Source organism: Bacillus cereus group sp. N6 (assembly GCF_016483705.1).
In the GTDB taxonomy this organism is placed as follows: domain Bacteria; phylum Bacillota; class Bacilli; order Bacillales; family Bacillaceae_G; genus Bacillus_A; species Bacillus_A wiedmannii.
The window spans coordinates 68,745-80,980 of the sequence record NZ_JAEHBI010000024.1; the positions used below are offsets into that span (position 1 = coordinate 68,745).

Sequence of the window (12,236 nt, forward strand, 5' to 3'; positions counted from 1 at the left end):
TGGTGTGAAAAAGGTGCGATGTATGTAGTAGGCACCTTTTTTTACATGATTTGTAGACGGAAAATATATGTGGCAATTGCTATACCGAAGAATGCGATACTAAGCAATAGAAATAAGAATGACATTTCTTGTGGTGATTTTATCTTTTTATTATTCTTCATACTAAGTGCAATAATTGCGGCGATTAAGAAAATGATGCCCGTAATGAAAAGAAAAAGTGTCATTTTCATTGGCTCCTTTCATAAAACAAGTATATTGAGGATACAATGCACGAGTTATGTTTGTAAAGAATAAGTTTTGCGAGAAAATTGAGAAATAAAATTTCCATTCTTTGCGTTCTTTCTTTCGCATGCTAAAATTGACTAGATATGCTTGTTTAAGGAAGAGACTAAAGGTTTTATTGTATATAAGGAGGAACGACATATGACAGAAGTTAAAACAATTACTACAGAAGAAGTGCAAGAGCGTTTAGAAAATGGAGAAACGTTATTTTTAGTAGACGTAAGGGAAGATGAAGAAGTAGCGGCAGGGAAAATTCCAGAAGCTGTACATATTAAAATGGGTGATATCCCAAATAAAGTAGATTTCTTTGATAAAGAGAATGAATATATCTTTATTTGTCGCTCGGGAATGCGCAGTGAAAATGTATGCCATTATTTAAATGAGCAAGGATTTAAAACAATGAACATGGTTGGCGGTATGCTTCAATATGAAGGTGAAACGAAATAAGTAGCTAAAAAAACTTGAAACGTGTTTGTTTCAAGTTTTTTTCTTTTGCATACAGTGTACAAAAGGGGGATAGGTAAATGGGGATTAACTTGCGGAAAGTAAAAATTATTAATAATACAGGGGCTGTTAATGTCGGTGACTGTTATGATATCTCACCTTTAGCTGTAGCAAAAATATATGCAGGTGCTGGAGGATCGAGTGCGGCTATTTTTTTAAATGGGAAAAGGCAGCCAGAAGCGGTGATTCGAACATCAGTATTTCTTCCGCCATTAGCAACGAGTACACGTACATTAGGTTCATAGAGGAAAGGTAGAGTGTAATTATGCCTGCTCATATAAAAGAGTTTGTTATTGTGAATAACACTGGGAATATATTTACTGGTGATAATTTGAGTGATACGTCATTTACTGCTACGAAATCGTATAGTGGCTCAATGGGGTGCACTTGGATTGACGTTGTTACAGTAATAGGGACGGAGACGAAGCTTTGTTTACAGCCGGGTGATTCGGTGACGACAACATATACAAGAGGCACTCCTGCCGGTACTGTAACAGGAACAAATATGGGGCAAAGTGTAAATGCATCGAGTATAGCACAAGCTGTCCCTAATACAGATAATATGGATTCAATTGCTGGACTCCCTTAAGGATTTAAGGGAGTTTTTATTATTTCAAATAAAAATAGTCTTTGAGTTTGTTTTTGTAAATACATATTAAGAAGAAGAGGTTTGTTTCATGTAAAAAAGATGGTGTGCAGGTGGTGAAAGTGTGAGAGAGCGCGATAAAAAACATTCATTAAACTCTAATTTCAGAATTTCACCAAATCTTATTGGTCCTACCTTTCCACCCGTTCCAACGGGATTTACTGGCATTGGGATTACTGGCTCAACCGGTCCCCAAGGTCCGACTGGCCCTCAAGGACCAAGAGGATTACAAGGTCCGATGGGGGAGATGGGCCCGACAGGACCTCAAGGTGTGCAAGGGATACAAGGACCAGTTGGACCAATAGGTGCAACAGGTCCAGAAGGACAGCAGGGGCCGCAAGGATTGAGGGGAGCACAGGGAGCTACAGGAGCGACAGGACCAGAAGGAGTGCAAGGGTTGCAAGGTCCGATTGGTCCAACAGGAGCGACTGGGACACAAGGTATACAGGGGATACAAGGGTTACAAGGTCCGATTGGAGCGACTGGACCTGAGGGACCTCAAGGAATTCAAGGTGTGCAAGGGGTACCAGGTGCAACCGGTCCACAAGGAATACAAGGGGCACAAGGGATACAAGGACCACAAGGACCGAGTGGAAGTGCGGGGACAACAGGAGCAACTGGTCAAGGGGTTACAGGCCCAACTGGAATAACAGGTCCAACAGGGATAACGGGTCCATCTGGAGGACCACCAGGTCCGACGGGGGCAACTGGTGCGACAGGTCCAGGAGGTGGACCGAGTGGAAGTACAGGTGCGACGGGAGCAACGGGAAATACAGGGGTAACAGGAAGTACAGGTGTAACTGGAGTAACGGGAAATACAGGACCGACTGGAAGTACAGGAGAAACAGGAGCACAGGGATTGCAAGGAATACAAGGGGTTCAAGGGCCAATTGGACCAACAGGTCCAGAAGGTCCGCAAGGTATTCAAGGTATTCCGGGGCCGACGGGCGTAACTGGTGAACAAGGAATACAAGGAATTCAGGGAATTCAAGGGATAACAGGAGCAACAGGAGCACAAGGAGCAACTGGAATTCAAGGTGTACAAGGGAATATAGGAGCAACAGGTCCAGAGGGCCCGCAAGGAGTGCAAGGTACTCAAGGGGAAATAGGCCCAACAGGTCCAATGGGAATACAGGGCGTGCAAGGTATTCAAGGAATTCAAGGTCCAACGGGTGCGCAAGGAGTGCAGGGGCCACAGGGAATTCAAGGGGGCCAAGGTCCAACCGGAGTAACAGGAGATACGGGTGTAACCGGAGCGACAGGGGAAGGAACTACAGGCCCGACAGGAGTAACCGGTCCAACAGGACCGAGTGGTCCAACGGGGCCATCAGGTCCGACAGGAGTGACAGGTCCATCCGGTGGACCACCTGGACCAACAGGAGCAACCGGTGTGACAGGAGCAACTGGAGATACCGGTGCGATAGGCTCAACTGGAGTGACAGGAGCGACAGGAGAAACAGGAGCAACTGGTGTGACGGGCTTACAGGGACCCCAAGGAATTCAAGGTGTTCAAGGAGAAATAGGTCCAACCGGTCCGCAAGGTGTTCAAGGTCCCCAAGGGATACAAGGAGTAACGGGAGCAACGGGAGATCAAGGCTCACAAGGAATCCAAGGCCCGCAAGGAATCCAAGGCCCAACCGGTCCACAAGGAGTACAAGGAGATCAAGGCCCACAAGGGATTCAAGGTGCGACAGGAGCAACAGGAGCACAAGGTCCACAGGGAATTCAAGGAATCCAAGGAGTGCAGGGGCCGACCGGTCCACAAGGCCCAACAGGAATTCAAGGTGTTCAAGGAGAAATAGGTCCAACCGGTCCGCAAGGCGTGCAAGGGTTGCAAGGTCCACAAGGCCCGACAGGGGATACGGGAGCTACTGGTTCACAAGGTCCACAAGGAATTCAAGGTCCACAAGGCCCGACGGGATCCACTGGAGCAACAGGAGCGACAGGCCCACAAGGAATTCAAGGAGCACAAGGAATCCAAGGCCCAACGGGATCCACTGGAGCAACAGGTTCACAAGGCCCAACAGGGGACACAGGTCCAACCGGTCCAACTGAAGCTGGAGCAACCGGGTCCACTGGAGCAACGGGTGTGACCGGAGTTAGTACAACTGCAACGTATGCATTTGCGAATAATACATCAGGAACCGCTATTTCCGTTTTATTAGGTGGTACAAATGTACCATTACCGAACAATCAAAATATTGGACCAGGAATTACCGTTAGCGGAGGAAATACCGTATTTACGGTTGCGAATGCGGGGAATTACTATATAGCTTATACAATAAATTTAACAGCCTCTTTACTTGTAAGTTCTCGTATAACTGTAAATGGCAGTCCGCTTGCAGGAACAATAAATTCACCAGCAATAGCTACAGGTTCATTCAATGCGACAATAATTGCTAATTTGCCTGCTGGAGCTGCCATTAGTCTGCAGTTATTTGGATTAGTTGCAATAGCTACATTATCTACGGCAACGCCAGGAGCTACTCTAACTATTATTAGACTAAGTTAATAGGAAGAAAACCTTGGAGCTTTTATGCTTCAAGGTTTTTTATCCTGTTATTTGTAGGTAGTCTAATTGGTTAGGAAAGTTTCACTTTATTCACTTAAGCAAAAACATCGCAGTTCGAAAATATATTATAATAGAATGAAAAGAGAGAAATTTGACAGAAAGGGAGGGTGGCGATGCAGGAGATGGTTACAGATTTTTTTGGACGCCCACTTCAAGATTTGCGCATATCTGTCATTGATCGTTGCAATTTTAGATGTACATATTGTATGCCAGCGGAAGTTTTTGGGCCAGATTATGCTTTTTTGAAAGATGAGTTTTTACTGACGTTTGATGAAATTGAGCGTTTGGCAAAACTATTTGTTAGCATCGGTGTACGAAAAATTAGACTTACTGGTGGCGAGCCACTACTGCGTAAAGATTTAACAAAACTTATTGCTCGTCTCGTGAAAATTGAAGGGTTAGTAGATATAGGGTTAACGACAAATGCAATTCATTTAACGAAACAAGCAAAAGCATTAAAAGAAGCTGGATTACATAGAGTAAATGTTAGTTTGGATGCAATAGATGACGATGTATTTAAGGACATTAATGGTCGGAATATCAATACGAAACCTGTTATAAAGGGAATTATGGCTGCAAAAGAGGCCGGGCTTGATGTAAAGGTAAATATGGTTGTGAAAAAAGGGATGAATGAACATCAAGTACTTCCGATGGCTGCTTATTTTAAAGAGCAAGGAATCACACTTAGGTTTATTGAGTTTATGGATGTTGGTAGTACAAATGGATGGAACTTTGATCAAGTCGTTACAAAGCAAGAATTAATTGAAATGATTCATAGTGTGTATCCACTTGAGCCAGCTGAAGCGCATTATTTCGGTGAAGTTGCGAAGCGATATCGTTACGTTGGAACAAATATCGAAGTCGGTTTTATTACTTCTGTTTCAGAGTCATTTTGTTCCTCTTGTACGAGAGCAAGAATTTCGGCAGATGGAAAGTTTTATACTTGCTTATTTGCGACAGAAGGATTGGATGTAAGGAAACTTCTTAGAGGAAATCTTTCGGATGATGAGTTAGTAAGCGTTATACAAGATGTATGGATGAATAGAAAAGACAGGTATTCGGATGAACGGACAGAAGAAAGTGCAAAGAATCGTCCGAAAATTGAAATGTCTTATATAGGAGGATAAGAAAGGGGGCTATCGTATGCAGGAGCGATATTCAAGACAAATATTATTTTCTGGTGTTGGAGAAGAAGGTCAGAGAAAAATTAGAGAGAAGCATGTGCTTATTATCGGCGCTGGCGCTCTCGGGGCAGCGAATGCAGAAGCAATTGTTAGAGCAGGTGTTGGCAAAATAACAATTGCGGATCGTGATTATGTAGAGTGGAGTAATTTACAAAGGCAACAATTATATACAGAAGAAGATGCAAAGCAATATAAACCAAAGGCGGTAGCAGCAGCAGAGCATTTACAAGCGATTAATTCTGAGGTGAAAATAAATCCGGTTGTGACTGATGTAACAGTGCGAGAAATGGAAGAGCTAGTGAATGATGTAGATTTAATATTAGATGCGACAGATAATTTTGAAACGCGTCTTCTTATTAATGATATTTCACAAAAGTATAATATTCCGTGGATATATGGTGGTTGTGTCGGAAGCTACGGAGTAACGTATACAATTTTACCAGGAAAAACACCGTGTTTCCGCTGTTTAATGGAACATCCAGCGAGCGGGGCAACATGTGATACGGCTGGTATTATACAGCCCGCAGTACAATTAGTAGTTGCGCATCAAATAACGGAAGCGCTGAAAATATTAGTAGAAGACTATGGGGCACTTCGCGAAACGATGTTATCGTTTGATCTTTGGAATAATCAACAGATGGCATTTAAAGTGAATAGGCAGAAAAAAGACACATGTTTATCTTGCGGAAGATTACGTACATATCCGAGTTTAACATTTGAAGCACAAACAAAAACAGAAGTGTTATGTGGCCGAAATACAGTACAAATCCGTCCAGGTGTGCGGAATGAATTTAATTTAGAAGAAATTAAAAAGCGCTTACAAAGAAGTGTGGATGTAAAAGCTACTCCGTATTTATTATCATTTCCGGTGGAGGAATTTCGTTTTGTTTTATTTACAGATGGCAGGGCGTTCATTCATGGGACGAATGATATAAATATAGCAAAACGCTTATATGCAAGATATATAGGTTGAACCTAAAGGGAGCCCTTTAGGTTCAACGGAAAGAAGATTAAGACTTTCTCGTATAATCTCCACTTTTTCCACCTGTTTTTTCAAATAAGTAAGTTTCGCCAATAATCATACCTTTATCAACAGCTTTGCACATATCGTACACAGTAAGAGCTGTAGCGGAAGCGGCTGTTAAAGCTTCCATTTCAACACCGGTGCTACCTTCTGTTTTAACTTTTACTTCAATAAGTAATCGATATTGTTCTTCGGATTGTTTCCAATCGAAAGAAACGTCAACACCTTTTAATAATAAAGGATGGCACATTGGGATAATATCAGAAGTGCGTTTCGCAGCCATAATACCTGCGATTTGTGCAACTGCTAATACGTCACCTTTCCCAATTTCATTGTGAGAGATTTTATCGTAAATTTCTTTTGTAACGACAATGCTAGAGCACGCAATTGCTGTTCGGACGGTTGCTTTTTTGTCACTTATATCAACCATCTTCGCGCGTCCTTGGTCATTAAAGTGTGTGAATGAAGACATGGAATTCCTCCTTGAAGTTAATTTCTATTTAATATATAAAGTTTAATCGAGATAAAAAAAATTGCAAATATGAGGTGAGAAACGATGATAGAAAAACGAATTCCAATTCAAGTTGCTGAGGCAGTAGAGAGAGTAATGGAATATGCGAAAAATGGTGAAGTAGAAGAGGTTTCTATTACGGAAAGTTACGGGAGAATTCTTGGGGAGGATGTTATCTCTGATCATGACGTTCCTCATTTCGATCGTTCTCCTTACGATGGTTTCGCGATTCGAGCAGAAGATACGAAAGAAGCACATCAAGAGAATGCGATTGAGTTTGAAGTAATAGGAGAAATCGGGGCAGGATCTGTTTTTACAGAAGAAGTAGGACATTTTCAGGCGGTTCGTATTATGACAGGAGCAGCTATTCCAGAGGATTGTAATGCAGTCGTAATGCTAGAGTTGACGGAAGGTTTTGAGAAGAACGGAAAAACATATATGAAGGTAAAGCGTCCTTTTCATAGTGGTGACAATGTGTCATTTAAAGGAGAAGATATAAAGAAAAATCAAGTTCTCGTTCAGAAAGGTGTTGCAATTAATCCAGGTGTTGCCGCCTTATTAGCGACGTTTGGATATAGTACTGTGAAGGTTGTAAAACAGCCTGTTGTTGGTATTGTGACGACAGGAAGTGAACTGTTAGAGGTACACGAGTCGTTACAGCCGGGGAAAATTAGAAATAGTAACTCGTATATGATTGCCGCTCAAATTATGAAAGTCGGAGGGAAAGTGCGTTATTATGGCCAACTTGCTGACGAGTTAGATGCATGCTTTGCAGCTGTTCAATCAGCGATGAATGAGGTTGATATTTTAATTACAACAGGCGGTGTGTCGGTAGGAGATTATGACTACTTGCCAGCTATTTATGAAAGATTACAGGCGAATGTACTCTTTAATAAAATAGCGATGAGACCAGGAAGTGTAACGACAGTAGCTGAAGTTGATGGAAAGTTACTTTTCGGTTTATCAGGAAATCCGTCAGCTTGCTACGTAGGCTTTGATCTATTTGTGCATCCGGTTATAAAAACATATTTGTATGCGAAAGAACCCCACGTATATAGAGCAGATGCTATTTTACAAAAAGATTTTCCGAAGCCAAATCCGTTTACTCGTTTTGTAAGAGCAAACGTGACAATCGTGGACGGGGCATTACAAGCAATGCCGGTCGGTTTAGATAAATCGAGTGCGGTCTCTTCACTCGCCGATGCGAATGCTTTTATTGTGTTGCCTGGAGGAACGAGAGGATTTGAGGCAGGGATGAAAGTATCTGTATTATTGTTAGAGCACGACGAGGGATGTGATTGGCCATGGGCAAAGCCCCTTCAATCTTACAAATAGTAGGATATCAAAATAGCGGGAAAACAACGCTCGTTGAGAAAATTGTGTATGCATTAGCTGAACGAAACATGAAAGTTGCTACAATTAAGCATCACGGGCACGGAGGTTTTCCAGAAGTAGCGCAAAAAGATAGTGAAAGGCACCGAAAGGCTGGGGCTGTTGTCAGTAGTGTAGAAGGCGCTGGATTACTTTCACTGTCGTCATTAAGAGAGGAATGGTCCTTGCAAGAAATTATTCGCTTATATGAGTTTTTTGAAGTGGATACAATTTTAATAGAGGGCTATAAAAAAGAGAGCTATCCGAAAGTAGTATTACTTCGTTCTGCGGAAGACGTTGAACTTTTACATAAAGTAGAAAACATAGTAGCGGTTATTACGTGGCATGATGCACCTGCAAACTTACGAGAAGAATATAAAGTATTTCATATAACAGAAGAAGAGTTGTATATAGACTGGTTTATACAAACGGTAAGGAGTACGAAATGACAAATACGTATTATGAAGTAATTGATACAGAAATCTCGATTGAAGAGGTAGCAAAGAAGGTTATTCGCCGCGAATGCGGTGCTGTTACAACATTTATTGGAACGGTTAGGGAGTTTACGAAAGGGCGTCGTACATTATACTTAGAATATGTCGCTTATAAAACGATGGCAGAAAAGATGCTAGAGAAAATTGGCTCAGAAGTGAAAGAGAAGTGGCCAGGTACACACGTTGCGATTACACATCGCATCGGTACACTGCAAATTTCTGATATCGCGGTTGTTGTTGCTGTTTCAACACCGCATCGTAAAGCGGCCTATGAGGCGAATGAATACATTATGGAACGTATAAAACAAATTGTTCCGATTTGGAAAAAGGAGTTTTGGGAAGATGGAGACTCATGGATTGGTGATCAATTAGAAAAAACGCCATATCCGGCAGGGGAGCCTGGGAAGGAGCTGTAAGTATGATTCGAGTATTATTATTTGCGCACTTGCAAGAGGAAGCAGGAACAAGTGAATTACAAATAGAGAAAGAAAATATTACGGTTGCAGAGTTAAAAGATGTTGTTGCTAAAGAATATAATGTACCAGTGACAGCATCAACTATGGTTGCGATTAATGAAGAATATGCGAATGAAGATGATACGATCCGAGATGGTGATGTTGTTGCACTAATCCCACCAGTGAGCGGTGGTTAATATTGGATTCATTAAAACGACTTTCCTACATAGGGAAGTCGTTTTTTTATGGAAGTTTTGCGAACACTAACTTATAGAACAAGGAGGGTGTTATGAAAAAAATATGTGTAGTTATTACAATGCTATGTGCAATCTTTTTCTCTTCTCCAAGTGATTCTTTTGCGAAAGAATCGAGGGAGCAGCTGTTAGAGAGTGCATTATCAAATAGGTACTATTCAGTTATTAGACAAGTGACAGAAGATCAGTATGAATGTGCTTCCGTTATAAATATAAAACGTCTCGGTAAGAACGGTGAGTTCGTTCCTAGATTTGAAATTACGCTACAATTTCTTACGTTCCAAGGTGCACATAATCCGCCGAATGATAAAGTTACACTTATTTTGGAAGATTATTTAGATCACGTAAAAATAAAGAAGGTGGAGCGAGAAAAGAATGTTTCTGGTGCTATTGCAGAAAAAGTTTGTGAACGGGAAAAAGAAAAAATAAAAGCTCACTCTAATGATTCAGAGTGATAACTTATGACATTTAGTAAAGAAAGGTAATGAGCGATGGACATACTTTTAGCGATTTTACCGGCTATATTTTGGGGAAGTATTGTGCTATTTAACGTGAAACTGGGCGGGGGACCGTATAGTCAAACGCTCGGTACAACGTTTGGGGCACTTATTTTCTCGATTGTTGTTTATATTTTTATGAAGCCAGTATTAACTCCTACTGTTATTGGAGTTGGAATTGTGTCAGGTTTATTTTGGGCACTTGGTCAGGCGAATCAATTAAAAAGTATTGATTTAATGGGCGTTTCGAGAACGATGCCCATTTCAACAGGACTGCAATTAGTTGCGACGACTTTATTTGGAGTCATCGTATTTCATGAGTGGTCCACGACTATATCAGTCGTCCTTGGTGTTTTGGCTCTCGTTTGTATTATTATCGGTGTTATTTTAACATCACTTCAAAGTGAAGAAGAAAAGAGTGCAGAGCAGGCCGGGAATTTTAAAAGGGGCATTATCATTTTATTGATTTCAACAGTCGGTTATTTAGTTTACGTAGTAGTGATTAGGCTATTTAACGTAGATGGTTGGTCAGCTTTATTGCCACAAGCAGTTGGTATGGTGTTAGGGGGCGTTTTGCTTACGTTTAAACATCATCCATTTAATAAATATGCACTAAGAAATATTATCCCAGGATTAATTTGGGCAGCTGGAAATATGTTTTTATTCATTTCGCAGCCGCGTGTTGGAGTGGCAACAAGTTTTTCGCTATCGCAAATGGGGATTATTATTTCAACGCTTGGCGGGATTCTTATATTAGGTGAAAGAAAAACGAAACGCCAATTAACGGGGATTGTTGTCGGTATCGTTTTTATTATCGCAGCCGGAATAATGTTAGGTGTTGCAAAAAGTTAAAGGGGGTATTGAAATGTATAGTGATTTAGCAGGAAAAGTTGTCGTTATTACAGGATCAGCAACTGGTCTTGGAAGAGCGATGGGAGTACGGTTTGCTAAGGAGAAAGCAAAAGTAGTAATTAACTATCGCTCACGAGAGTCAGAAGCGCATGATGTATTAGAAGAAATAAAAAAAGTAGGCGGAGAAGCGATTGCTGTAAAAGGTGATGTGACAGTTGAATCTGATGTTGTGAGCCTCATTCAATCTGCTGTGAAAGAGTTTGGTACGCTTGACGTTATGATTAATAATGCAGGGATAGAAAACGCGGTCCCGTCGCATGAAATGCCGTTAGAGGATTGGAATAAAGTAATCAATACAAATTTAACAGGTGCTTTTTTAGGAAGCCGTGAAGCGATTAAATATTTTGTAGAACATGATATTAAAGGTTCTGTTATTAATATGTCGAGTGTTCATGAGAAAATTCCGTGGCCACTATTCGTGCACTATGCGGCGAGTAAGGGTGGTATTAAACTGATGACAGAAACGTTAGCGTTAGAATATGCACCAAAAGGTATTCGAGTAAATAATATTGGGCCAGGTGCAATAAATACGCCAATTAATGCAGAAAAGTTTGCTGATCCTAAAAAACGTGCTGACGTAGAAAGTATGATACCGATGGGCTACATTGGAAAGCCGGAAGAAATTGCAGCAGTCGCAACGTGGCTCGCTTCATCAGAAGCGAGTTACGTAACTGGAATTACGTTATTTGCAGATGGTGGAATGACTTTATACCCGTCGTTTCAAGCAGGTCGCGGGTAATATAAAAGGACAAAGAGGTTTATCTCTTTGTCCTTTTTTCTGCAAAAAAAAAATAGCGATCGGCTATTTTAAATTTAATGATTAATTGTATCTTGAAGAAATTCTGTTGCTTGATGTTCAGAAACATTTTGCACAAGTGCAACTTCGCTAATCATCATTTTGCGTGCATTATCTAGCATTTGTTTTTCGCTCGCATTTAATGCTCTCTCTTTATTACGACGAAGTAAATCGCGAACAACTTCTGCGCTATCTTGCAGATTGCCGTTTTTCATTTTTTCCATATTCATTGTATATCTCTGTTTCCAGGAAAGTGATGTGTCTGATTCCCCGTTTTGAAATTCAAGAAGTATAACATCTAATGTACCTTTATCTACGATATAACGAATACCTGATTTTTGTAATTGATCCATAGGAAGCATTATTTGCATGTCTTTACTAATGATACGTATCACACAATATTGACGTGTTGTTCCTAATATTTCTTTCTCTTCAATGGCTTCGATGACTCCTGCGCCGTTCATTGGATAAACGATTTTATCGCCAATTTGAAACAAATCATCCACCTCCATATGTGGTAACCACTTTTAATGATAGCACAAGTGAGTGAAAATGTCAAATTTTATATAATACCATAATGTTGATATTATAGTCAATAAGTAAAAACTCTTTTTTTTTTTTTTTTTTTTTTTTTTTTTTTTTTTGGTGTTTTTTTTTTTTTTTTTTTTTTAAAAATTTTAAATACGAATAAATTTTTTTTTTAAAAATTAACGAGCCCACGAGAAAAAGGGGAA

General features: G+C 40.6%; 16 protein-coding genes. 13 read left to right on the forward strand and 3 right to left on the reverse strand.

Going from position 1 to position 12,236, the window contains the following annotated elements; genetic code table 11:
* Window positions 1–41 precede the first annotated feature (41 nt).
* Window positions 42–224: a hypothetical protein gene (locus JDS99_RS17560; protein ID WP_000171896.1), complete on the reverse strand. Its 183-nt coding sequence runs from the start codon at window positions 222–224 to the stop codon at window positions 42–44.
* Window positions 225–423: 199 nt separating this feature from the next.
* On the opposite strand from JDS99_RS17560, the gene JDS99_RS17565 reads away from it, so the two are divergent.
* From JDS99_RS17565 to JDS99_RS17590, 6 genes are all read left to right on the forward strand, one after another.
* A complete protein-coding gene (locus JDS99_RS17565; protein WP_000141210.1) occupies window positions 424–729 on the forward strand; it encodes a rhodanese-like domain-containing protein in 306 nt (101 codons plus the stop codon).
* Window positions 730–806: 77 nt separating this feature from the next.
* Entirely contained in the window at window positions 807–1,031 is a 225-nt protein-coding gene (locus JDS99_RS17570; RefSeq protein WP_000512461.1) for a spore germination protein, read from the forward strand.
* A 20-nt stretch (window positions 1,032–1,051) separates the two neighbouring features.
* The gene (locus JDS99_RS17575; protein WP_001110863.1) at window positions 1,052–1,375 is read left to right on the forward strand and encodes a hypothetical protein; all 324 of its coding nucleotides are present in this window, start codon (window positions 1,052–1,054) and stop codon (window positions 1,373–1,375) included.
* Window positions 1,376–1,496: 121 nt separating this feature from the next.
* Window positions 1,497–3,944, forward strand: coding sequence for a BclA C-terminal domain-containing protein (locus JDS99_RS17580; RefSeq protein ID WP_199695436.1), 2,448 nt, complete (start codon window positions 1,497–1,499; stop codon window positions 3,942–3,944).
* A 173-nt stretch (window positions 3,945–4,117) separates the two neighbouring features.
* The gene (gene moaA / locus JDS99_RS17585) at window positions 4,118–5,131 is read left to right on the forward strand and encodes a GTP 3',8-cyclase MoaA (protein ID WP_060486692.1); all 1,014 of its coding nucleotides are present in this window, start codon (window positions 4,118–4,120) and stop codon (window positions 5,129–5,131) included.
* Between the two features lie 16 nt (window positions 5,132–5,147).
* A complete protein-coding gene (locus tag JDS99_RS17590) occupies window positions 5,148–6,161 on the forward strand; it encodes a molybdopterin-synthase adenylyltransferase MoeB (protein ID WP_060486693.1) in 1,014 nt (337 codons plus the stop codon).
* A gap of 37 nt (window positions 6,162–6,198) precedes the next feature.
* Here JDS99_RS17590 and moaC read toward each other — a convergent pair whose 3' ends face one another.
* Window positions 6,199–6,684, reverse strand: coding sequence for a cyclic pyranopterin monophosphate synthase MoaC (gene moaC, locus JDS99_RS17595; protein ID WP_000094144.1), 486 nt, complete (start codon window positions 6,682–6,684; stop codon window positions 6,199–6,201).
* Window positions 6,685–6,768: 84 nt separating this feature from the next.
* Between moaC and moeA the strand changes: the two genes are divergently transcribed.
* The 7 genes from moeA to JDS99_RS17630 all read left to right on the forward strand — a co-directional run bounded on the left by moeA (window position 6,769) and on the right by JDS99_RS17630 (window position 11,445).
* On the forward strand, window positions 6,769–8,058 hold the full coding sequence (moeA, locus tag JDS99_RS17600) for a molybdopterin molybdotransferase MoeA (RefSeq protein ID WP_199695437.1): 1,290 nt from the start codon (window positions 6,769–6,771) through the stop codon (window positions 8,056–8,058).
* Window positions 8,028–8,543 carry a molybdopterin-guanine dinucleotide biosynthesis protein B gene (gene mobB / locus JDS99_RS17605; RefSeq protein WP_060486695.1) on the forward strand — a complete coding sequence of 172 codons (516 nt, stop codon included), beginning with the start codon at window positions 8,028–8,030 and terminating at the stop codon, window positions 8,541–8,543. The genes moeA and mobB overlap by 31 nt, the downstream gene beginning before the upstream one ends.
* Window positions 8,540–9,004 carry a molybdopterin synthase catalytic subunit MoaE gene (moaE, locus tag JDS99_RS17610; protein WP_000185929.1) on the forward strand — a complete coding sequence of 155 codons (465 nt, stop codon included), beginning with the start codon at window positions 8,540–8,542 and terminating at the stop codon, window positions 9,002–9,004. The genes mobB and moaE overlap by 4 nt, the downstream gene beginning before the upstream one ends.
* 2 nt (window positions 9,005–9,006) lie before the next feature.
* Window positions 9,007–9,240, forward strand: a complete 234-nt coding sequence (gene moaD, locus JDS99_RS17615) for a molybdopterin converting factor subunit 1 (protein WP_000621775.1) — start codon at window positions 9,007–9,009, stop codon at window positions 9,238–9,240.
* A 92-nt stretch (window positions 9,241–9,332) separates the two neighbouring features.
* The gene (locus JDS99_RS17620; protein WP_048540764.1) at window positions 9,333–9,752 is read left to right on the forward strand and encodes a DUF3888 domain-containing protein; all 420 of its coding nucleotides are present in this window, start codon (window positions 9,333–9,335) and stop codon (window positions 9,750–9,752) included.
* Between the two features lie 36 nt (window positions 9,753–9,788).
* Window positions 9,789–10,646 carry a glucose uptake protein GlcU gene (glcU, locus tag JDS99_RS17625; RefSeq protein ID WP_048540762.1) on the forward strand — a complete coding sequence of 286 codons (858 nt, stop codon included), beginning with the start codon at window positions 9,789–9,791 and terminating at the stop codon, window positions 10,644–10,646.
* Window positions 10,647–10,659: 13 nt separating this feature from the next.
* Window positions 10,660–11,445, forward strand: coding sequence for a glucose 1-dehydrogenase (locus JDS99_RS17630; protein WP_199695438.1), 786 nt, complete (start codon window positions 10,660–10,662; stop codon window positions 11,443–11,445).
* A gap of 74 nt (window positions 11,446–11,519) precedes the next feature.
* Here JDS99_RS17630 and JDS99_RS17635 read toward each other — a convergent pair whose 3' ends face one another.
* The gene (locus tag JDS99_RS17635; RefSeq protein ID WP_000451450.1) at window positions 11,520–12,014 is read right to left on the reverse strand and encodes a CarD family transcriptional regulator; all 495 of its coding nucleotides are present in this window, start codon (window positions 12,012–12,014) and stop codon (window positions 11,520–11,522) included.
* Window positions 12,015–12,236 lie beyond the last annotated feature (222 nt).

Coding starts and splice junctions, on each gene's coding strand:
- moaC (WP_000094144.1), bottom strand. CDS start 6,684: ATGTCTTCATTCACACACTTTAATGACCAAGGACGCGCGAAGATGGTT.
- glcU (WP_048540762.1), top strand. CDS start 9,789: ATGGACATACTTTTAGCGATTTTACCGGCTATATTTTGGGGAAGTATT.
- moaA (WP_060486692.1), top strand. CDS start 4,118: ATGCAGGAGATGGTTACAGATTTTTTTGGACGCCCACTTCAAGATTTG.
- JDS99_RS17575 (WP_001110863.1), top strand. CDS start 1,052: ATGCCTGCTCATATAAAAGAGTTTGTTATTGTGAATAACACTGGGAAT.
- JDS99_RS17560 (WP_000171896.1), bottom strand. CDS start 224: ATGACACTTTTTCTTTTCATTACGGGCATCATTTTCTTAATCGCCGCA.
- JDS99_RS17635 (WP_000451450.1), bottom strand. CDS start 12,014: ATGGAGGTGGATGATTTGTTTCAAATTGGCGATAAAATCGTTTATCCA.
- JDS99_RS17620 (WP_048540764.1), top strand. CDS start 9,333: ATGAAAAAAATATGTGTAGTTATTACAATGCTATGTGCAATCTTTTTC.
- JDS99_RS17590 (WP_060486693.1), top strand. CDS start 5,148: ATGCAGGAGCGATATTCAAGACAAATATTATTTTCTGGTGTTGGAGAA.
- moaE (WP_000185929.1), top strand. CDS start 8,540: ATGACAAATACGTATTATGAAGTAATTGATACAGAAATCTCGATTGAA.
- JDS99_RS17570 (WP_000512461.1), top strand. CDS start 807: ATGGGGATTAACTTGCGGAAAGTAAAAATTATTAATAATACAGGGGCT.
- JDS99_RS17565 (WP_000141210.1), top strand. CDS start 424: ATGACAGAAGTTAAAACAATTACTACAGAAGAAGTGCAAGAGCGTTTA.
- moeA (WP_199695437.1), top strand. CDS start 6,769: ATGATAGAAAAACGAATTCCAATTCAAGTTGCTGAGGCAGTAGAGAGA.
- moaD (WP_000621775.1), top strand. CDS start 9,007: ATGATTCGAGTATTATTATTTGCGCACTTGCAAGAGGAAGCAGGAACA.
- mobB (WP_060486695.1), top strand. CDS start 8,028: ATGGGCAAAGCCCCTTCAATCTTACAAATAGTAGGATATCAAAATAGC.
- JDS99_RS17630 (WP_199695438.1), top strand. CDS start 10,660: ATGTATAGTGATTTAGCAGGAAAAGTTGTCGTTATTACAGGATCAGCA.